Annotated in this window: 18 protein-coding genes, 1 tRNA gene and 1 pseudogene; 19 read left to right on the top strand and 1 reads right to left on the bottom strand. The window is 47.8% G+C overall.

From position 1 onward, the window contains the following. Positions 1–79 precede the first annotated feature (79 nt). Complete coding sequence (locus BN587_RS03300; protein ID WP_021719730.1) at positions 80–379, top strand: hypothetical protein; 300 nt, start codon at positions 80–82, stop codon at positions 377–379. A gap of 911 nt (positions 380–1290) precedes the next feature. Here BN587_RS03300 and BN587_RS03295 read toward each other — a convergent pair. Continuing rightward, entirely contained in the window at positions 1291–2322 is a 1032-nt protein-coding gene (locus BN587_RS03295; protein ID WP_021719728.1) for an AAA family ATPase, read from the bottom strand. 195 nt (positions 2323–2517) lie between these two features. Here BN587_RS03295 and BN587_RS03290 point away from each other — a divergent pair, with 195 nt between their 5' ends. The 18 genes and pseudogenes from BN587_RS03290 to BN587_RS11760 all read left to right on the top strand — a co-directional run. Next, positions 2518–3024: a helix-turn-helix domain-containing protein gene (locus BN587_RS03290; protein ID WP_021719727.1), complete on the top strand. Its 507-nt coding sequence runs from the start codon at positions 2518–2520 to the stop codon at positions 3022–3024. 189 nt (positions 3025–3213) lie between these two features. After that, the gene (locus BN587_RS11330; protein ID WP_021719726.1) at positions 3214–3999 is read left to right on the top strand and encodes a DUF805 domain-containing protein; all 786 of its coding nucleotides are present in this window, start codon (positions 3214–3216) and stop codon (positions 3997–3999) included. A gap of 172 nt (positions 4000–4171) precedes the next feature. Next, on the top strand, positions 4172–5476 hold the full coding sequence (locus BN587_RS03280; RefSeq protein WP_021719725.1) for a bifunctional folylpolyglutamate synthase/dihydrofolate synthase: 1305 nt from the start codon (positions 4172–4174) through the stop codon (positions 5474–5476). Positions 5477–5867: 391 nt separating this feature from the next. Then, complete coding sequence (locus tag BN587_RS03275) at positions 5868–7223, top strand: O-antigen ligase family protein (RefSeq protein WP_021719724.1); 1356 nt, start codon at positions 5868–5870, stop codon at positions 7221–7223. Positions 7224–7634: 411 nt separating this feature from the next. Next, positions 7635–8327: a hypothetical protein gene (locus BN587_RS03270; RefSeq protein WP_021719723.1), complete on the top strand. Its 693-nt coding sequence runs from the start codon at positions 7635–7637 to the stop codon at positions 8325–8327. Positions 8328–8828: 501 nt separating this feature from the next. Further along, the gene (gene polA / locus BN587_RS03265) at positions 8829–11426 is read left to right on the top strand and encodes a DNA polymerase I (protein ID WP_021719722.1); all 2598 of its coding nucleotides are present in this window, start codon (positions 8829–8831) and stop codon (positions 11424–11426) included. A gap of 39 nt (positions 11427–11465) precedes the next feature. Continuing rightward, positions 11466–12278 (top strand): bifunctional DNA-formamidopyrimidine glycosylase/DNA-(apurinic or apyrimidinic site) lyase, encoded by an 813-nt coding sequence (gene mutM / locus BN587_RS03260; RefSeq protein ID WP_303684812.1) that lies wholly within the window; start codon positions 11466–11468, stop codon positions 12276–12278. A gap of 12 nt (positions 12279–12290) precedes the next feature. Continuing rightward, positions 12291–12899 (top strand): dephospho-CoA kinase, encoded by a 609-nt coding sequence (gene coaE, locus BN587_RS03255; protein ID WP_021719720.1) that lies wholly within the window; start codon positions 12291–12293, stop codon positions 12897–12899. Then, a complete protein-coding gene (locus tag BN587_RS03250; protein ID WP_021719719.1) occupies positions 12883–13509 on the top strand; it encodes a lytic transglycosylase domain-containing protein in 627 nt (208 codons plus the stop codon). Before coaE ends, BN587_RS03250 begins: the two co-directional genes overlap by 17 nt. Positions 13510–13617: 108 nt before the next feature. Beyond that, a tRNA-Leu gene (locus tag BN587_RS03245) sits at positions 13618–13703 on the top strand. Between the two features lie 128 nt (positions 13704–13831). After that, positions 13832–14422, top strand: coding sequence for a hypothetical protein (locus BN587_RS03240; protein WP_021719718.1), 591 nt, complete (start codon positions 13832–13834; stop codon positions 14420–14422). A gap of 7 nt (positions 14423–14429) precedes the next feature. Next, the gene (locus BN587_RS03235; protein WP_303684809.1) at positions 14430–14921 is read left to right on the top strand and encodes a hypothetical protein; all 492 of its coding nucleotides are present in this window, start codon (positions 14430–14432) and stop codon (positions 14919–14921) included. Between the two features lie 150 nt (positions 14922–15071). Next, positions 15072–15863 (top strand): transporter substrate-binding domain-containing protein, encoded by a 792-nt coding sequence (locus BN587_RS03230; protein ID WP_021719716.1) that lies wholly within the window; start codon positions 15072–15074, stop codon positions 15861–15863. Positions 15864–16045: 182 nt separating this feature from the next. Beyond that, on the top strand, positions 16046–17044 hold the full coding sequence (locus BN587_RS03225; RefSeq protein WP_021719715.1) for a biotin--[acetyl-CoA-carboxylase] ligase: 999 nt from the start codon (positions 16046–16048) through the stop codon (positions 17042–17044). A 121-nt stretch (positions 17045–17165) separates the two neighbouring features. Beyond that, positions 17166–17942, top strand: a complete 777-nt coding sequence (locus BN587_RS03220) for a type III pantothenate kinase (protein ID WP_021719714.1) — start codon at positions 17166–17168, stop codon at positions 17940–17942. Positions 17943–18036: 94 nt separating this feature from the next. Continuing rightward, positions 18037–19044: a tRNA dihydrouridine synthase DusB gene (dusB, locus tag BN587_RS03215; protein ID WP_021719713.1), complete on the top strand. Its 1008-nt coding sequence runs from the start codon at positions 18037–18039 to the stop codon at positions 19042–19044. A gap of 58 nt (positions 19045–19102) precedes the next feature. Beyond that, positions 19103–20029, top strand: a complete 927-nt coding sequence (locus BN587_RS03210) for a hypothetical protein (RefSeq protein WP_021719712.1) — start codon at positions 19103–19105, stop codon at positions 20027–20029. 9 nt (positions 20030–20038) lie between these two features. Continuing rightward, a pseudogene (locus tag BN587_RS11760) lies at positions 20039–20486 on the top strand (shikimate dehydrogenase); the annotation flags it as partial.

Genomic DNA, 20486 nt, shown 5'->3' with positions numbered 1-20486 from the left:
CAAGAATATCTCGCTTCTATAAGCGGGAGAGGTTCAAGTAAACAGTAATTGTCGTGACAATACTGCATTGGGGAGGCTGATGCAGGATTTATATTGTACAGAACCGGCAAAGCTGCATTATAAAGAATTTGCCGAGCGTATGGAGTTTTTAAAATGTAGCAAGGAGGGCGAAGAAAAAATGACAGATATCATTGAATTATATGCACAGAATGTAGCTGAACAAGCAGCTAAGCAGGCAGCTAAAGAGACAGTGCATAAGAAAAGTGTAGAGGTTGCATTGAGTTTGTTGGCAGATGGTATGAGTATTGATTTTGCTGCTAAGCACAGCAAGCTTACTGTGGAAGAGGTGCGCCGTCTGGCAGAAAAGAGAACTGCTTAAGCTTAATACAGTGCTCTCTGAAAACCGTACAAAAGCGTACAAAACCGTACAAAACCGTACAACCCCTTGCCACACAATGCTTTGGGGATGTACGGTTTTTTGCATGTGTACGGTATTGAGCTGGCAATTTTTAAAATATCCTCATGAAATTGTAGTCGACACTTCAAAATAGGCTCATGAAATTGTTGTCAGTACCCAAAAATATCCTCATGAAATTGTAATGAACCCCTAAAAATAGGCTCATTTTTTTGTTGAAGAAATATTTGCGCAGCTTTGGCAGGTAGGCCTGCCTGAACTTGCCTAAAGCTTGTGTTTGTGCTATTATAAATATAGAAATGGTGCTTCCGATAGACGGTTGCCCTTAAAACTTTTAGTTATGAAAAATAACCATCAGTTTGCGAGGCTGGGCGGTTATTTTTTTGCGTTCTTGTTGATTTCCATACCTAATTCACTGCAAGCAATGCATAAGCTCAGCAAAGCAATAACTTCGAGTATATCCATCAGTAACACCTCCCTCTTGCGGGATTTTCAGTGAAACTGAATTTATCACGTCAGAGGGCAACCGCCTACCGTTATGGAAGCACCATAAAAATATTTTACCACAAGAATGAAGAGTGTACAACGAACAAGCTGTGAAGGTTTCGTGTTGTACGCTTTTTGTTTTGCAAGCCGTGCTCCCTGAAAACCGTACAAAACCGTACAAAACCGTACAATCCCTTGCCACATGCGGCTTTGGGGCTGTACGGTTTGTTTATATGTGTACGGTATGGAGTTGGCTTGGCTATAACTGTATTACTAAATTCTGTGCATTTGCACACTTTTTAGGAGTAGGAAAAGCTATCGGCTACTGCTTCCAAGCTGCTGCTGCAATCGTTACTATGGTTAAATATGAAAACAAGTAGCATTTTTATTTACGCAGCTTGTGCCTGTGGCGGCAAATAGCGCAGGTCAATATCCCGGCGGTAGCGATTAGATACGATATTATAGGAATCTAAAAGCTGTTGCCTTTTGGCGTTGATTCTGCGTCCCAAACTATTGTTGGAAATTTTATTGTAATGCATAGCGTCCAGCAGTCCCTGCGCTGTGCCATGCCAATGGCCGTCGCATTGCTGCACAAAGGCGCTGATTGCTTCCAAAACCTCATCCGGTGGCTGCAGAAAGCGGCTTGCAGCAGCTCGCTCCAGCTTCCAGAGGCAGCGTGCCTGCGAAAAGCTCAGCGAAAGCAGCTGGTCTACAAGGTCGCGGCCGACAATCTCCAGGGAAGCCTTATGGTCACCGCGCTGATTTTTGCGCAGCACCATAGCACCGTCCGCCGCACCCAAAAGACCGTTGGAGCCGGAAATCATCTCAAAGGAGTCTTCAGACTGCTGCTTGCGCGTATGATGTACCAGCAGAAGGCAAATATTATGCTTATCAGCAAATTCCTTCAGCTTAGCTGCACTGCTGTAATCGCGGGCGTAATTACATTTTTCGTCCTGAGCGCTGCGTATTTTCTGCAGGGTGTCAATAATTATCAGGCGCACGTCCGGATACTTTTGCATAAAGGAGCTCAGCTGCTCCTCCAGGCCGTTATCAACATCCTGCGCACTGACTGCCATATGCAGATTTTCTGCGACCTCCATATCAAACATGCGCACAAGGCGCTGCTGCAGGCGGTAAAACTTATCCTCCAGTGCCAGGTAAAGCACACCGCTTTGCTGTACGGGGTAGTTCCATAGCTGTTCACCGCGGGCAACGTGGTAGGCAAACTGCGCCATCAGAAACGATTTACCTATCTTCGGTGCACCAGCCAGAATATACAGCCCCGGATAGAGCAGATCCGGGATAATTGGCTGAGGCACGGGAAACTCCGTGTCATAAAGCTCCGGCATGGAAAGCGTCTGCAGCTCCGGTGCAGCAAGAGAAGGTTGCTTCGGTTGAAATACGTGGTTAATTGTCGTCATAGAAGGACTCCTTTCAAAATATTCTGTTTACTAAAGCAAAAAGCGTTTAGTAGATACTCCTATTATAATAAACTAATTTAGTTAAGTCAAGAAAAGTAGCAGAAATGTTCTGAAAATAATACGCGAGCTTGCCAACAGATTTATCTGCTACTATACTAAAGATAACAGAATTTGTTTTAGTTGGAGGTGTTTGCTATGGCAGTAAGCAGACGCATAAGCTATTTTCGTCAAAAGCATAATTTGACGCAGAAGCAGCTGGGACTGCTGCTGGGATTTTCGGAATCCACAGCGGAGGTGCGCGTCAACCAGTATGAGCACGGCAACAGGCGGCCGAAGGAGGCAATGCTGGAAAAGCTGGGCGAGATTTTTGGCGTGGATCCTGCAGTGTTCAGGATTCCTGATATTCATAACCGTGCCGGCCTGATGCAGACCTTTTTTGCCCTGGAGGATTATGCAGGCTGGAAGCTTACTAAAGTGGATGGTCGTTTTGCAGTGGTGATTGGCACAGCAACAGCAGGACCGCAGAAGACATTTGATGATTACGTGCTGCAGGAATGGCTGGATATGCAGACGGCGCTGGAGCAGGGCGAAATAACCCGTAAGGAATATGACGAATGGCGTTATCATTATAATGATGCCAGCTTAGAAAAGCATTTAATGGCTACGTATAAGCAGCTGGAAGAATTGCAGGAAGAGGAATAAAACCGTACACCGGCAGAAAACCGTACAGGCGCAAAGCCTTGCAGCATGGGGCTTTGTACGGTTTGTACAGTTTTGTACGGTTTTGGAGGAGTGCAGGAGCGGTACGCTTTTTATTTTGTTGCCTAAGGCACATTTTCTTGAATTACAGTGCTGATTGCGTTACAATAAAAGCAAAGGGAGGCGGTTAAGATGGCTAAATTCTGTACTAATTGCGGGAGTGAGTTGAATCCTGGCGCTAAGTTTTGCGTGAACTGCGGCCAGAAGGTGGAGCAGGAGCAAAATCAGCAGGCGGGAGCTGCTGCTGTTGCCGGTGTTGCAGCCGGTGCTGCCAGCAGTGCTGATATAAGCTATAAAAAGAGTATTAATGACAGTCCTGAGCAAGAAGGTTTTGTTGCTGCCAATGCTCAAGCAAACGTAAATACTGACGCTAATGCTAATACTAATGGTAATAGCAATCCTAAGGTTAATCCTGATGAATTTAAGCATACCAATGCTGCCGGTGAAGCTGACACCGATGCGTATAGCGCTCAGGCAGCACCCAAAGCAGGCAAGAAGTTTTTGAACCTTGGCGAGGGCCTGAACCTGCTGTTTAAGGACAGCAGTGCGGATAAGGAGGCTGTTTTCAAGGAGCTGTTCTTTACGTCTAAAGGTCGCTTGAACCGTAAGTCTTATATTTACAGAAGCTTATTCCTGTCATTAGTGCTTTGTATTGTGCAGGGTGTTTTGACATTTGCGACTAATACCATAGATGCTCTTGAGCTTTTATTTGCAGTTGTCGCTTTCGGATTCAGCTTATTTAGCTTCGTTTCTAATATTATGATGGATGTACGTCGCTTGCATGATTTGGATTTGAGCGGCTGGTGGATGCTGCTTATGCTTGTACCGCTTGTGAATATTTTCTTTGCTCTTTATATGTTGTTCTTTAAAGGAACGGATGGTCCTAACCAATATGGAGATGACCCCTTGCAGTCGTAGGCTTGCCTTGGCAGCTGAAAGCTGCTATATATAATATGTAAGTATTTCACTTAGCAAAATAGTCGCTCGTTCTTGTGACGCAGCGGCTATTTTTGCGCTTTTCGCAAGACGCGGCGCGCGAAACTATGTTATAATAAACTGTCAGTTAATTATTGATGGAGGCGTAAGCACAATGAATTATACAGAAAGCCTGGCATATTTGGACAGCCTGGGCAAATTTGGCATTAAGCTCGGTATGGAGCGTATTGAAGGACTTTTGCGTGAGCTGGGAAACCCGGAGCAAAAGATTAAAACAGTGCATGTAACCGGCACTAACGGTAAAGGTTCTGTTACCAGCATGATTACGAATATTCTGCTGGCAGCAAACCTGAAGGTGGGCAAGTTTACTTCCCCACATCTGGTGAAGTATAACGAGCGCATTAACCTCAACGGCAAGGATATCAGCGACGAGGATTTTGCTACGGCGATTACTGCGGTAAAGGCTGCTGCCGACAGCGTTGTCAAAAAGGGTGTCTGCGAGCAGCCGACGCAGTTTGAGATTTTGACTGCTGCTGCATTTTTATATTTTTATCTGCAGAAGGTGGATTATGCTGTTATTGAGGTAGGCATGGGCGGCCTGTGGGATTCCACCAACGTGATTACGCCTGTGGTCAGCGTTATTACCAACGTTGCGCTGGACCATACCGACCGCTGTGGCAAAACTTTGGAGCGCATTGCTATGCAAAAGGCGGGTATTATCAAGGAGAAGGTGCCTCTGGTCACTGCGGCCGAGGGCAATGAAGCTCTTGGTCCTATTGTAAGCCTGGCTATGTTTAAGGAAGCGCCGGTTTATCTTTACGGCAAGGCTTTTCATGGCACGGAGGTAACAAGCTCGATGGAGGGCCAGACCTTTACGCTGCATGCAGGTGATTTCTATCATTCTGATTACGAAATCAAGCTGCCGGGCGAGCATCAGATTAAGAATACCAGCGTAGCGATTGTTGCTGCCAAGCTTGTGAGCAAGCAGGATGACCGCATTAACGAGCTGGCGCTGCATGTGGGTGTAGCGAATACCGTTTGGCCGGGACGCTTGGAGCGCATTCATAAGAATCCGGATATTATTCTGGACGGTGCGCATAATCCTGACGGGGCCAAGGCTCTGCGCAATGCTTTGGATAAGTATTATCCCGGCAAGCAGGTGCAGTTTGTCTTTGGCATGATGGGTGATAAGGATATGAGCGGTGTTATCAAAACGCTGATTAAGCAGGATGATGTTGTTTACACCGTGCGTGCCGATGAGGGTGCGCGTGCTGCGGAGGCTGCCGACCTGGCAAAACTGGTGGGCAGCAATGCAGTTGCGGAGGCAGATTTGGCAACTGCGTATGATGCTGCTATCCGCAATGCAGGCGCTGACGGTGTTGTGTGCGTTTGCGGCAGCTTGTATCTGGTGGGCGAGTTTAAGAAGATGCTGCTGGCGGATAAGCGTGGGATGAACTGAAGGCGGTATTGAGGTTTATTGACTTCGGTAACGAGCACGTGCGTCGCAATTAAATATCGTTCCAGTCAGAAGCAATTTTCCCGTGCCTTAGGGCACAACGCAAATTTAGTGTGGAACCAGGACGAAGCTTCGGTAAAATTTGACAGACGGTAAGAGAAAGTTACGTACCCTTGCTTCTATGGTTCCGGACACTCATTTGCTAAAATTGCTATTCCTTACACGATATATTAATTGCTCGTTAAGGCTGTTTGCTAACCTTCTTGCCTGCCCCCTCGGGGAAGGTGCCAAGCGTAGCGAGGCGGAAGGGGGCGTATCTGCGTCGCAATTAAATATCGTGCTGCGATATATTAATTGCTCGTTTAGAAAATAGAATTTTTTGTTAGGGTGCATCATGACAAAACTGGCAAATTATCTTGAAAATAAAATATGGTATATGCTGCTGTTTACTGTGGCAGTTATTCCGCTGGAGCAGGAGTTCACCTCCTTCTGCGTAGCAATGACCTTTATCGGCGCAGTGCTTGTGTCGCATGTTAAGGGACGTCCGCAGCAGGAGAATGTGCTGAAGCCGTGGCAGCAGGGAGCGTTTTATGCACTGCTGCTGATTGCGGTTGTTTCAGTATATTTTTCCCTGGACAGATTTTTGTCCTTTTGGAATCTGGTGTATGTTGTAGGCCAGTATGCGGCGCTGTTTTTTGTGCTGCTGCGTTACGGCCGCAGCAGTGAGCAGGACAGGGCACATCTGACTGCGTGCGAGGCTGAGCCGCTGACAAAAAGTGAGGCCTGGAAAAATGCCGACACTAAGAAAAGGCTGGCACTTGCGTGGCAGCGCTTCGGCATGCTGCCGCGTCCGCTGCAGCTCATGGGCGCCTTTTTAATCGTATCGCTGCTGGTGAGTGCCATCGGTATCGCGCAGAAGATTTTCGGCGTTACGGCTGAAGGTATCTGGGTGGATCCGGCGCAGTTCCCGGATTTGAAGGTGCGCGTTTTCTCTACGCTGGTCAATCCCAATATCCTGGCTGGCTATCTGGTGCTGGTTGTGGCTTACAGCACAGCCTTTTTCAACCAGACGAAGGCTTATAAAAAATGGCGTCTGGCCTTTCTGGCAACGGGACTTTTGGCAGCAGTCTGCCTGCTTTATACATATTCACGCGGTAACTGGGTGGCCTGCGCTGTGATGCTGCTGGCCTTCTGCGTGCTTTTCTGCCGCAAAGCCTTTATTCCTATATTGGGCGGCGGCGCTGCTGCGCTGGCACTTGGCGGGCAGGCGGTGCTGCAGCGTCTGGAATCTATTCGCGGCGGCTATGGTGGTGACACCTCTATTGCTTTGCGTATGGCCTATTTAAAGAGCACCAAGTGGATTATTGAGGAATTTCCTCTTGGTGTAGGCTGGTACGGCTATCGCTTTGTTTACCCCACGTACAATTTTTATCTGGCAGATAAGAACGTCATTATGTACCACTGCCACAATATTTTCCTGAATATCTGGGCAGAGCTGGGAGCACATGGCCTATTGGTGTTTCTTGTTATCTGGTTCGGCATTTTTCTGCCTGCAGGCTGGAGATTGGCCTATCATGGACGCAGCCTGTGGCTGAAGGCTATGGGACGCGGTTATGTACTAGCAACAGTGGGTATTATCATTGGCGGTTTAACAGACCACGTTTACTTTAATACCCAAATGGGATTACTGTTTTGGACCTTGGGTGGTTTGACACTGCTTTGCGCACGCCTGAATGAGCAGTGTGATTGAGCTAAATATATAACTACAAGGAATACTTAATATTCTCAATAGAAATAAAGAAAAAATAGAATGCATATTAATGATAAGTAAGAAAATATTAAAAATTCTTTTAGAAAGCGCTGGACAAATGCATTGCTTAGTAGTATAATTACGTATGTGAAACAGTTGCTGGAAAATTCTTACTTACAGATGATAAAAGGTATCGGTACTCCCTGTGATTGCTTACAAAATCGCAGGGAGTTATATTTTTCAGTGATTTTTTCAGAAAATAACAAAGAGTCAAACGAATTTAAGGCGGTGTAACTTATACTAAACCAGGTATAAGAAAAAGCTTGCTTAGGGTATTGGAAAGGAGGAAGATTAAGTCCTTGTTTATTGATGAATTTGGTAAAGAATAATAAATACGGAAGGCGTGATGTAATGCATAAGTGTAATCCTCCGAGTATCCAAAAAACTATTGCTTTTTATAGAGATAATTGTGAAAGCTGGGCCCATGCTTTGGCATTAAATACTAAGTATCATGTTAGTGTAGAAGCATATGAGGAGCTGCCACCATGGAGCCTTGTTCATAACGCTAATGGCAGTGACCATTTCCTGAAAGATAACATTATCATGCTCAAGGTCTGTGATTTGGAAAAAAGGCTTGTCTATTATCCTGTCTTTCCTGAAAAAATGGGACTCAGGCTGCTGGAAGCATGGGAGATGCCGGTGCCACCGAAGCTGACAGCCTTTGAGCAGGATAATGAAGCGGACGAAAATGTTCATCCTGCCAATAGAAGCTTGCGTAATCTTATAGCCTTTGCCCGCTTGTTTATGCTGACGCAGAGCCGTTGGCACAAGCCTATGGCCTATAGCTTCAACAATATTATTTCGCAATTATATCTTGTACCGGATACCGGTGTTTCGCCGGAGACTATTCAGCTTATTAATAACGTCATTGGTGAATATATTAATGATGATTCGCAGGAGCATTATATCAAATGTGCTAATCTGCAGGATTTTCTTGCCTATCTGAAAAACAAGTATATGCTGGTGCCCTTCAAATCTGATGATTTCAGATGTTTGCGGCAATTGCTGCATAGCACTTATCCTAAGGAAAAGTTGTATTTTTAATATAGATTCTCAAGCGCAGAACCAAAACATCAAGTGGTTCTGCGCTTTTTTTGCCATAATGGTAACAAGAAAGCAGAATAATACTGCTATATTGTGAAAGAGGGGACGGTTACTAAAATTCTAACTCGACAAGAATTAATTAAACGAATTAAAAGTAATTCTAACTCGATAAAACGAGTTAAAATGAGTTAGAAACGAGTTAAAATCGAGTTAAAACTGAATTAGATTTAGCAGTACTAAGATTTTACCAGGCAAACCAGCGCCGCAATACGGTATTACCTGTTCCTCTTTGCCTTTCGCGGTTTTCACGATAACTCAACAGAACCCGATGGTATCGCCAAGTGATACTGTCGGACTTTTTTATAATGCAGCGGCAGATGCTGAAGGGCGGTATAAACTTTGGGCTTTCTTACATATTAGTTACATATTTTCTTGCCTTGCTATGATATAATAATTATATTAATGTTTATTCTATGTGAGCGGCATAGAGGAGGAGCAATTATGGCAGATAAATTTTTAGTTATAGATGGCAGCAGCCTGATACATAGAGCGTTTTTTGCGCTGCCGCCGCTGACTACGCGTCAGGGCATCCATACGGGAGCAGTTTACGGCCTGTGCAATATGCTGCTGAAGCTTTTGGATGAGGTGAAGCCGCGTTATATGGCGGTTGCCTTTGATAAATCGCGCAAAACCTTCCGCAGCAAGCTGTATGCGGAGTACAAGGCACAGCGTAAGCCTACTCCGAGCGAGCTGAGCGAGCAGTTTCCTTTGGCAATGAAGGTTTTGGAATGCATGGGAATCAAAACGCTGGAGCTGGACGATTACGAGGCCGATGATATTATCGGCACCTTTGCTGTGCAGGCACCGCCGGAGGTTGAGGTAATTATTGTAACCGGTGACCGCGACGAGCTGCAGCTGATTGATAAGCGTACCAAGGTTTTTTATACGAAGCGCGGTATCAGCGATATTCAAGTTTTTGATGAGGCGGAATTTGCTGCCAACTACGAAGGACTGCAGCCGAAGCAGCTGATTGAGCTGAAGGGCCTGATGGGCGATACCTCGGATAATATTCCCGGTGTTCCGGGAGTAGGTCCTAAAACAGCGATGAAGCTGATCAAGGAATACGGTAATGTTGAAACGTTGCTGGAGAATATCGACAAGGTTTCCGGCAAGTCGCTGAAAACGAAGCTGACGGACAATAAGGAATCTGCACTGCTGTCCAAGCAGCTGGCAACAATCTGCACGGAAGCACCGGTTGATACTGCTGTGCAGACCTACGAGCTGCAGCCGCTGAAGGAGGAAGCACGTACCCTGTTGCAGGATTTGGAGTTCCGCAATATGTACGAGCGCTTTGCCGCAGTGCTTGGCGGTGCGCAGGAAAGCTTTGATCTTTTTGGCGAGGCGATTGAGCAGGAAGGTCTGCCGCAGGTGGCAGTCAACACGCCGCAGCTGGCAGAGGAGCTCTTTGGTGCATTGGCTAAAGCAAAGCAGCCTGTTGCCGTGCATGCTCAGGTAGCAGGACAGCTTCCTGAGCTGTATTTCAGCAGTGCCGAAATTTTGGTTAATGATAAAATTTATGTGCTGGACGCGCAAAGCGGCTGTTGGGATAAATTTGACAGCTGGCTGGCAGATGCAGGCAGCAAAAAGATAACGATAGACAGCAAGGAGCTTTATAAATGCTGCCTGTGCCGCAAGGTGAAGGTGCAGGGAATAGTTGATGATGTAGCTTTGGCAGGCTATGTTGCCGACCCCGGCCACAGCTCCTACAGCCTGGAGGATTTGAGCCGCCGCAATCTGCCGGGAGTACTGGCAACGCCGTGCGAAAATCTGCTGCAGCTCGCATCTAAGCTGCGCGGACTGTTGGCTGAACAGCAGCAGCTCAAGCTGTACGAAGAATTTGAGCTGCCCTTGGCACCGGTGCTGGCGCAGATGGAGTTTGCCGGTATTACGCCGGACAAGGAGCTTTTGCTGCAGCTGAACGAAGATATGGGGCACCGTATTGCAAAGCTGGAGGCGTTGGCGCAGGAGCAGGCAGGCGAAGCATTTAACCTGAAATCTCCTAAGCAATTGGGCGTGATTTTGTTTGAACGCCTGCAGCTGCCGGTAATCAAGAAGACCAAAACAGGCTATTCTACCGATGCCAAGGTGCTGGAAGCACTGGAGGGCAAGCATCCGCTGATTGCTACTATTTTGGAGCACCGCAAGCTGGCGAAGCTGCAATCCACTTATCTGGAGGGACTGCAGCCATTGATTAACCCCAAAACGGGACGCATTCATACGCACTTCCAGCAGACTGTAACGGTAACAGGCCGTTTGTCCAGCACGGACCCTAACCTGCAGAATATTCCTGCCCGTACGGAAGAAGGCAGACAGATTCGCCGCATCTTTGTTCCGGGAGCAGGCTATGACCTTTTGATGAGCTGCGATTATTCGCAGGTTGAGCTACGTATTCTGGCCTGCATTGCGCAGGATGAGCTGCTTTTGGAGGCCTTCCGTCATGGTCAGGATATCCATGCCCGCACAGCTGCCGAGGTTTTCGGTGTGCCGCTTGAAGAAGTAACGCCCCAAATGCGCAGCCGTGCGAAGGCTGTTAACTTCGGCATTGTTTACGGTATCAGCGATTTTGGTCTGGCCAAACAGCTTGATGTCGGCCGCAAGGAGGCAGCAGGCTATATTGACAGCTACTTTGAACGCTATACCGGTGTAAAAAAATATATGGAAGATATTGTAGCCAAGGCACGTGAGCAAGGCTATGTCAGCACGCTGATAGGGCGCAGACGCTATCTGCCGGAAATCCGCAGCAGTAATTTCAATCTGCGCAGCTTTGCGGAGCGTACCGCTATCAACACCCCGATTCAGGGAACTGCCGCAGATATTATGAAGAAGGCTATGATTGCCGTGCAGCGCGAGCTGGATAAGGCGCAGTGCAAGAGCAGAATCCTGCTGCAGGTACACGATGAGCTGGTGCTGGAAGTTACTGAAGACGAAAGGGAACAGGTTGCGCAGCTGGTGCGCACAGCCATGGAAGGTGCTGCAAACTTGGATATTCCGCTGCTGGCCGATGTTAATTGCGGTCGCGACTGGGCGGAAACAAAATAACGGATACTTTACGGAAAGAGGGGAAGACCTGTGCCGGAAATGCCTGAGGTGGAGCAGGTGCGCAAAACACTTGCGCCTCATATAGAAGGAAAGAAAATTTTAGCAGTAGAAATATATTTGGAGCGATTGATAAAATATCCTCAGCCGGAGGATTTTATCAAAGGACTGGTGGGCAAAACTATCAGCAGCGTGGGCCGACGCGGTAAATACCTGGTGCTGCATACAGCACCGAAGCAGCAGCTGATAGTGCATCTGCGCATGACAGGCGCGCTGTTGGCGCAGCCGTCAGATGCACCTGCACCGGCGTATGCCAAAATCAAATTTACGCTTTCTGATGACGTGACGATGTGGTTTACGGATATCCGTACCTTTGGTACGCTGTATCTGGTAACTGATAATGATACATATATTGAAGGCTTTGAAACGCTGGGACCGGAGCCGCTGAGCGAGGGCTTTACTGCCGCATATCTGTTGCCGTTGGCGCAAAAAAGCAAGAAGGCTATCAAAAGCTTTATTCTGGACCAGCAGATTATCGCCGGTCTTGGCAATATCTATGCCGATGAATGCCTGGCTCTGTCCGGTATTCTGCCTATGCGTAAAGCCTGCAGCCTGAGCGCTGCTGAGATAGTGCGCTTGTGTGAGGCAGTCAATGCAGTAATCGCGCAGGGCATCAAAAATCGTGGTACAACCTTCCGCGATTATAAGGATGGCGAAGGAAATAAGGGCGATAACCAGAATCATCTGCTGGTGTACGGCAGAGGAGGCAAGCCCTGCAAAAACTGCGGTGCGCTGCTGCAGACAACCAAGGTTGGTGGCAGAGGCACAGTTTATTGTGAGCATTGCCAAAGGTAGGAGTGGAGAATAATGATAACAATTGGTTTGACAGGAGGCATTGCTTCCGGTAAAAGTACAGTTTCCGCAGAACTGCGCAGCCTGGGGGTGCCTGTTTTTGATGCGGATGCCGAAGCACGCCTGGCAGTAGCTGCAGGCAGCGAAGGACTGGCGCAGGTGATTGCCGTACTGGGCAAGGAATATCTGAGCGAGGAAGGTACACTGGACAGAGCCAAGGTTGCCGAGCGCATTTTCCACGATAAGGAAGCGCTGAAGGCAGTGGAGGCGATTATCCATAAAATAGTCTGGCAGGCTGCAGAAGACTTTCTGGCAGCCAGCAGCAAGCAGGGACACAAGGCAGCAGTGCTGGATGTGCCGCTTTTAATTGAATGTGGCTGGTACAAGAATGTTGACAGCGTGTGGCTGGTATCTGTCAGCCGTCAGCAGCAGGTGGAAAGAGCAATGCTGCGCAGCGGCATGACTGCAGATGAGGTTAACGCGCGCATTGAGGCGCAGATGTCGCTGGCGGAAAAGAAAAAGTATGCCGATGTAGTTCTTGATAACAGCGGCAGCCAGGCGGAAACCATGCAGGCTGTACGCGTACAGCTGGAGCTGCTTTTAGGCAATGAGCGTGAAGGTTAACCGCAAGGCCCGCAGCAGACGGCGCAAGAAGTCCGGGCGTCTGCATAGCTGGCTGCTGCTGCTTGGCGTGCTGCTGGCAGTATGCTTCGGCTGCTGGAAGATTTGGAGCAGTGACGCTGTGCAGATGCGCTTCGTATATATGTGGGATTATCAGCAGGATATTGTGACCTACAGTAAGAAAAATAATGTAGATCCTTTTCTTGTTGCTGCCATTATCAAAAATGAAAGCAACTTCAAGCATGATGCTGTTTCTAAAGTCGGAGCAGTAGGCCTGATGCAGATTATGCCGGAAACAGGACGTTGGATTGCCGAGCAGATGGGCCTGGAGAATTATCAGGACAGTGATTTGTACCAGACGAGAAAAAATATCCGCATGGGCTGCTGGTACGTAGGTGAGCTGGAGCACGAATTCCAGCATAACCTGGTGCTGCTGATGGTGGCCTACAATGCGGGACGCGGGCAGACGCATGAGTGGATGCAGGAAAATGGCTGGGACTATAATTTCAATGATATAAAGTCTATTCCTTACCCTGATACCCGTGAATATGTAGCTAAGGTTATGCAGGATAGGGATAAATATTATCTGCTTTATAAGGATAAGATAAAATAATAGCAAAAGAAGATTTTATAATTTTTTTCGCAAGGTTACTTGACGAACGCGTCAGAGTATGCTATTATATCTATGTTGCTTATGACAGCAACGAAGTGAATAAAGCATGCGGTAGTGGCGGAACGGCAGACGCGCTAGCCTCAGGAGCTAGTGGGGGAGACCCCGTGGAGGTTCAAATCCTCTCTACCGCACCATTTAAATCTCAGGTCTAAGAGCATGGCTCTTGGGCTTTTTTTGTTTTGCTTGCGAAAGCTCTGTAAGTATGAGAAAATGTAAGCATAGTATGAGCTTCTTGAATAATTATCTAAGGGAGTGTGTGCTTATGGCATTCAATCAATTGCAGAATATTAATAGAAGGACTGCTGCTGTGTGTGCAGCTGCCCTGCTAATCGGCTTTATCGCCGGAGCCGGCTATGCCTGGAGCGGCAATAAGACTTCACCGCATTATAATGCGGCGAAGCTTACGAATGAGCTGCATTATGCCAAGGTAGAAACAGGCAGACTGCAGTGCGTTGTGCTGCAGGATAAGGCTGCTATGTACAGTGATCCGTCAGGTCTGCATGGCAAGGTTGTTGATTATCTGTCTGCCGGTGTTAAGGTTGATTATGTCGATACAGTTTCTAGTCAGGATAAGGATGAACGCTATGCTGTTGTGGAGCAGCAGCTGCAGTTCCGCAAGTTTTTCGGAAGGCGGCATATTATTCCTGCCGGTACGCAGGTACTTGTGCTGCAGCGGGACCGAGGCAGCGGTGAAACCAAGGGACGTGTTTTGGTTGATGACAAGGAATATGACCTTGATTTTTCTACCAATCTGTTGCGCTTTCCTTATGTAGGACAGTGGAAAAAGGTTGAGTTCAACGGCAAGCCGGGCTTTGTGAAATACAATGCGCTTTCGGATGCGAAGCTGATGTGAGGTGGGCATGATGAGTAATAAGCTGGTAATGAGAATTGCGGCATTGCTCTGCCTGCTGGCGGGCTTTGCAATCGGTATGAATATTTTTGGACTGAAGGACAGAAGCTACAGTGTGAAGGAGGGCGACAGCTTTTACAGTAAGCCTTCTGTGACTGCTCAGCCGGCAGGCGGCTTTGCCAAAGGCGAGGAGCTGGATGTGACGGATAAGCTGGAGCTTGCAGAACCTACTGCGGTGAAGGTGCTGCAGACTAAGATAGTAGAGGATAAAAACCGCACTAAATATCAGCTGCGTGAGGGCGATGTTTATAAGCTGGCGGAAGCACGTATGGATAAGGCGAATACTCCTTGCGTGATTGAGGTGCAGACTACTAAGGGAGCAACTGCTAAGCTGGAGGTTGACAAGGCCTTGCTGCAGCCGGTTGATGAAGGCACGTGGCTGCAGGTGCGCAGCAAAGGCGGAGCAGGTGCCTGGGTGCGTGTGCAGAGCAAATGGTATTAGAGGCTTGCTTGTGTAAACAGCTTAACATTTTTTCTTTAATTAAATTTATTTTTGCTGGAAAGTGATAAAATTCTAGCTAATCGGCGATAAATATTGTATAATACATCCAAAATATCTGCTGTATAGCAGATAAGAAAGAAGGATGGTAGTATGGTAAACTTAAAGAAATTATGTGTAGGTGCGCTGTTGGCAACGACAATTTGCGGTATTGGTGCTTTGACTCCGAGCGCAGAGGCAGGAAAAATTGAAGATGTTCAGGCTCGCGGTGTTTTGCTGGTCGGCAGTACTGGCGATTATAAGCCTATGAGCTATCTTAATAAAGAAACCGGCAAGTATGAAGGCTTTGATGTCGAGGTAGCGGAGCTGTTGGCACAATCCTTGGGTGTAAAGGTGCAATATGTACCGACTACATGGAAAACACTGCAGGCTGACACTATGGCCGGAAAGTTTGACATTGCTATGTGCGGCGTTACAAGAACCTTTGCCCGTGAGCAAAAAATGAATATGTCTCATGGCTATCTGACATTCGGTAAGACGATTTTATGTCGCAAGGCTGATGCAAAGAAATTCACATCTGAAGCGGACCTGAATAAGAAGAGCGTTCGCGTTATGGTTAATCCCGGCGGTACAAATGAAAAATTTGCTCTGAGTAATCTGCCGAACTGCACACTTTTGGTACATCCGCAAAATGCAGAGATTCCTGCACTGATTGCCGAAGGCAAGGCTGATGTTATGATTACAGAAACTATGGAAGCACGTCGCTATGTGCGTGATGATGCCCGTCTGGCAGCACCTCTGCTAGATGATCCGTTTACGAAAAATCACTTTGGTATCTTGATGGCTAAAGGTGACCAGGATTGGTTGAACTACGTAAACTTCTTTATGGAAGAAAAGGATATGGATGGTACGCTTGATAAGCTGGAGGACCAGTATATCAAATAAAGGTTGATTTATGAGCCGCTGCACTTAGGTGTGGCGGTTTTTTACTTTTATCGAAGGCATCGTTCACTTTAGACTTGACTTTTGGTTAACCTGGTGTTACTCTTTGCTTATCGGAATGTCTTTACAGACAGGCTTTAGACTGACGACGAAGAGGATTAAGAGAATCGGAGAGGATGATATATATGCGTAAACGTATTTTGGAGCTGCTGCGTAACAGTAAGGGGACACCGGTTTCCGGTGAAGAGATTTCCAAGGAGCTGGAGGTTTCGCGCACTGCTATCTGGAAGCATATCCAGGCTTTGAAGAACGAGGGCTACGAGATAGAGTCTGTTCCTAAGCGCGGCTATATTCTGCGCGAGGTACCGGACCGTCTGTTTCCGCAGGAAATTTTGTCCCGTCTGCAGACCAAATGGCTGGGACGCAATATCTGCTACCGTGACAGCGTTGATTCCAGCAATAATCTGGCTAAAGCACTGGCCAACGAAGGCTGTGAAAACGGTCTGCTGGTAGTAGCAGAGGAGCAGGGCGCAGGCAAAGGACGTTTATCTCGCGGCTGGATTTCCCCTTATGCAAAGGGTATCTGGTTTTCCGTGGTGCTGAAGCCGCCGTTCCTGCCGCAGGAAGCCTCCAAATGTACGCTTTTGGCAGCTGTTGCCGTAGTAAAGGCTATCAACAAGATTGCCGGCGTTCATGCCGCTATCAAATGGCCTAATGATGTGCTTTTGCTGGGACGCAAGCTTGTAGGCATCCTGACGGAGATGAATGCCGAATTCGGTCATATCAATTATGTTGTTATCGGCACCGGCATAAACACCAACGCTTCTCCCGAAGATTATCCCGAAGAAGTACGCGATTTAGCTGTTTCTGTGGCTGATGCCGCAACGGAGCCGTTTACCAGAGTACAGCTTTTGTGCGATATCCTCAAGAATATGGAGGACCTGTATGAAACTGCGGTTCAGGAGGGCTTTGACCCCGTATTTGATGAATGGCGCCGCTATTCCTGCACCTTAGGTCAGGAGGTAAAGGTTATTGCCCCTGATATGACTTATTTCGGTACGGCCGAGGATATTGATGAAGAAGGCCTGCTGATTGTACGCCGCGAGGACGGCAGCAAAGAAAAGGTTGTTGCCGGTGATGTTTCTATCCGTCCGGCGAAGGCTAAGGGAAATGAGTACGCGTAAAATGGTAAGCGTTAAATAGCTACAATTTCTTCTTGCAATATTTCCGCTTTGTGGTAAAATAAAAAAGGCTTTTATGCCGTATTTTGCGAACGGAACGCAGATTTCCGAGGAGGAACTTAGAATGTTACTTGTTGTGGATGTAGGAAATACAAACATCGTAGCCGGTGTTTTCGAGGATAAGACTTTAAAAGTACACTGGCGCTTTTCTACAGACCGTTCTAAAACTGCAGATGAATTTGGTATTATGCTGCGCAGCATGTTTGCTTATAGTGATGTGGAAATGGATAAAATTTCTTCCGTCATTATTTCCAGTGTTGTGCCTCCGGTGCTGATTCCCTTGTGCCATATGTGTGAGCGCTATTTCGGTATTAAACCGATGGTTGTAGGACCCGGCGTTAAAAACGGCATTTTCATTAAATACGATAATCCGAAAGAGGTTGGTGCAGACCGTATTGTCAATGCTGTAGCAGCCTTCCATAAATTCAGTCATTTGGGCAAGCCGATGATTATTATTGATTTCGGTACTGCCAACACCTTCTGTGCGCTGCTGCCGACAGGTGAATACTTGGGCGGTGCTATTGCGCCCGGCATCGGTATTTCTACTGAAGCGCTCTTCCAGCGTGCTGCAAAGCTGCCGCGTATCGAGCTCGTTAAGCCGAAATCCGTTATCTGCCGCAACACTGTAAGCTCTATGCAGGCAGGTGCGATTTATGGCTTCGTAGGTCAGATGGAGGGCATTGTCAACCATATGAAGAAGGAGCTCGGCGGTGATGCTTATGTTATTGCTACCGGTGGCTTTGCCAATACTATGGCTGCAGAATCTGACTGTATTGATGTCGTAGAACCGTTTCTGACCTTGGATGGTCTGCGCATTCTGTACGAAAAAAACGCTAAATAAGAGCAGGATTGATTCCGTCGCTCGTGAAAAAAGTTGAAGCTGTCGTGAGTAGCGTTTTGCTGCGCGGCAGCTTTTTTCGATAGGAGTTATTTTTATGAATATTGGTAATATAGAGCTGTCAGCACCGTTGGCGCTGGCGCCGATGGCTGGCATTACGGATTTGCCGTTCCGCCTGATCTGTCGCCGTCTGGGTTGTGGCATGACCGTGTCGGAGATGGTTAGCGCCAAGGGTCTGCTGTATAAAAACGTCAAGACTACTGAAATGCTGCGTATTGATGACGGCGAGCGTCCGACGGCTATCCAGCTTTTCGGCAACGTACCGGCGGAGCTGGCGGAGGCTGCACGCATGGTAGAGGCCAGCGGTGCGGATATGATTGATTTTAATATGGGCTGCCCGGTGCCGAAGATTGTCAATAACGGTGAAGGCTCGGCGCTGATGAAGAATCCGCAGCTGGCGCATGATATTCTGGCGGCGATGGTGAAGGCCGTCAAGATTCCGGTGACGGTAAAGTTCCGCGCGGGCTGGGACGATAACAACCGCAACGCGGTGGAGATTGCCCGTGCCGTGGAGGCAGCAGGCGTGAGCGCTGTTGCCGTACACGGACGTACACGCCAGCAGTTTTACGAGGGCAAGGCCGACTGGAGCATTATCGCCGACGTGAAGCAGGCAGTGAAGGTGCCTGTGTTTGGCAATGGTGATATCTTTACGGTAGCAGACGGATTGCGGATGCTGGAGCAGACAGGCTGCGACGGCCTTATGATCGGACGCGGCGCTGACGGCAACCCGTGGCTGTTTACCGCACTGGCGGCAGCACTGCGCGGCGAGCAGTTGCCGCAGCCGCCTTCTCTGAAGGAGCGTCTGGCGCAGGCGGCGGAGCATCTGGAAATGCTCATAGCTTACAAGAACGAAGTAGTGGCGGTCAAGGAGATGCGCCGCCATATTTCTGCTTATCTTAAAGGCATGCCGCATGCAGCGGAATTCAGAGGACGCTTCCATAAGGTTGATACGCAGGAGCAGTTTTCAGAGCTGCTGGCAGAATACAGCGAATGCGCTCATCACTATTATGAAACAGAAAAACATTTTGCATCTGGCATTGTCTAAGACGCGTAAATATGTTAAAATAATAATTTGTAAAAGAAGCATTTAGGGAGTTAAAAACATGGAAGCAGCTAACAACGCAAAACATGTAGTAAGTATCAGTCTGGGGTCATCAAAACGTGACGCCGGCGCCATATTGGAACTGGGAGGACGCAAAATCAGCATCGAACGCCGGGGAACCGACGGCGATTTTGACAGAGCACGTCAGCTCCTGGAGCAATGGGACGGCAAAGCTGATGCCATCGGTCTGGGTGGTACGGATTTATATGTTTATGCAGGCAAAAAGCGTTATACCTTCCGTGAATCGGCTCATCTGATTGCTAATGTAAAAAAGACACCGGTTTTGGATGGCAGCGGCCTGAAAAATTCGCTGGAGCGTAAGCTGATTCAATCATTTGCGGCCGGCAGCAAGGTGCCGATAAAGGGCAGCAAGGTGCTGATGGTCTGCGGCGTGGACCGCTTCGGTATGGCGGAGGCATTGCTGGAGGCAGGTGCTGAGGTAACCTTCGGTGACCTTATTTTCGGTCTGAATGTCAATAAGCCGTTATATTCGCTGAAGGCGCTTGCATGGTGGGCGGCGCTGCTGGCACCGCTTGTTACCAAGCTGCCGGTAAGCTGGTTTTACCCCATGGGCAAGGAGCAGGAATTGCGGGTGGTGCGTCATCCGGAATATTTTCTGGAGAACGATATCATTGCCGGTGATTTTCATTATATAAAAAAGTTTATGCCGGATAAGCTGCCGGGAAAAACTATTATTACTAATACAGTTACTGCTGCTGATAGAGTGATGCTGCAGGAGGCGGGAATCAAAATGCTGATTACGACAACTCCCTGTATTCAAGGACGCAGCTTCGGCACCAATGTTATGGAGGCCATGCTGGTTGCATTGCACGGCGGTAAAGAACCGCTCGCGGCGGATGAATATCTGAAGCTTTTAGAGCATTATCATATAGAATCTTCTGTTGAGTACTTTGGTACGAAGGAGTAGTTTGTTTTTATGGAAAAATTTGCTTTTATTCTACATCCATTATCCCTGCAGGATATGGAACACTTATCACCCTTGATGAGGTATATTCCCAATCCGATAATCGAAGCCTGTCTGAAAATGAAGAAGCCGTTCAAGGTTTCGCATATTACCGGCATCAAGAGTCCTTATGCCGAAGCCGAAGGCTGGTTTATCGGCTGTCCGCTGACTGCTAAGCAGATGGTGGAGCTGCCTGAGGAATTTGTTATGGACAGAATTATTGAGTCCGGCAAGGTTGCTCAGGAGCTGGGAGCCAAGATTGTCGGCCTGGGAGCTTTCACTTCTATTGTCGGTGATGCAGGCATTACTGTAGCGAAAAATCTTGATATAGCAGTTACCAGCGGCAACAGCTATACCGTTGCTACCGCTATTCAGGGAACTAAGCAGGCTGCCCGAATGATGGGTAAGGATTTGAAGGAAT

The sequence above is a fragment of the Phascolarctobacterium succinatutens CAG:287 genome (assembly GCF_000434895.1).
Classification (GTDB): domain Bacteria; phylum Bacillota; class Negativicutes; order Acidaminococcales; family Acidaminococcaceae; genus Phascolarctobacterium_A; species Phascolarctobacterium_A succinatutens_A.
This window is presented reverse-complemented; position numbering and strand designations above follow the sequence as displayed.

Coding starts and splice junctions, on each gene's coding strand:
- dusB (WP_021719713.1), top strand. CDS start 18,037: ATGAATATTGGTAATATAGAGCTGTCAGCACCGTTGGCGCTGGCGCCG.
- BN587_RS03295 (WP_021719728.1), bottom strand. CDS start 2,322: ATGACGACAATTAACCACGTATTTCAACCGAAGCAACCTTCTCTTGCT.
- coaE (WP_021719720.1), top strand. CDS start 12,291: ATGATAACAATTGGTTTGACAGGAGGCATTGCTTCCGGTAAAAGTACA.
- BN587_RS03220 (WP_021719714.1), top strand. CDS start 17,166: ATGTTACTTGTTGTGGATGTAGGAAATACAAACATCGTAGCCGGTGTT.
- BN587_RS03225 (WP_021719715.1), top strand. CDS start 16,046: ATGCGTAAACGTATTTTGGAGCTGCTGCGTAACAGTAAGGGGACACCG.
- BN587_RS03230 (WP_021719716.1), top strand. CDS start 15,072: ATGGTAAACTTAAAGAAATTATGTGTAGGTGCGCTGTTGGCAACGACA.
- BN587_RS03270 (WP_021719723.1), top strand. CDS start 7,635: ATGCATAAGTGTAATCCTCCGAGTATCCAAAAAACTATTGCTTTTTAT.
- mutM (WP_303684812.1), top strand. CDS start 11,466: ATGCCTGAGGTGGAGCAGGTGCGCAAAACACTTGCGCCTCATATAGAA.
- BN587_RS03235 (WP_303684809.1), top strand. CDS start 14,430: ATGATGAGTAATAAGCTGGTAATGAGAATTGCGGCATTGCTCTGCCTG.
- polA (WP_021719722.1), top strand. CDS start 8,829: ATGGCAGATAAATTTTTAGTTATAGATGGCAGCAGCCTGATACATAGA.
- BN587_RS03290 (WP_021719727.1), top strand. CDS start 2,518: ATGGCAGTAAGCAGACGCATAAGCTATTTTCGTCAAAAGCATAATTTG.
- BN587_RS11330 (WP_021719726.1), top strand. CDS start 3,214: ATGGCTAAATTCTGTACTAATTGCGGGAGTGAGTTGAATCCTGGCGCT.
- BN587_RS03240 (WP_021719718.1), top strand. CDS start 13,832: ATGGCATTCAATCAATTGCAGAATATTAATAGAAGGACTGCTGCTGTG.
- BN587_RS03300 (WP_021719730.1), top strand. CDS start 80: ATGCAGGATTTATATTGTACAGAACCGGCAAAGCTGCATTATAAAGAA.
- BN587_RS03280 (WP_021719725.1), top strand. CDS start 4,172: ATGAATTATACAGAAAGCCTGGCATATTTGGACAGCCTGGGCAAATTT.
- BN587_RS03275 (WP_021719724.1), top strand. CDS start 5,868: ATGACAAAACTGGCAAATTATCTTGAAAATAAAATATGGTATATGCTG.
- BN587_RS03250 (WP_021719719.1), top strand. CDS start 12,883: ATGAGCGTGAAGGTTAACCGCAAGGCCCGCAGCAGACGGCGCAAGAAG.
- BN587_RS03210 (WP_021719712.1), top strand. CDS start 19,103: ATGGAAGCAGCTAACAACGCAAAACATGTAGTAAGTATCAGTCTGGGG.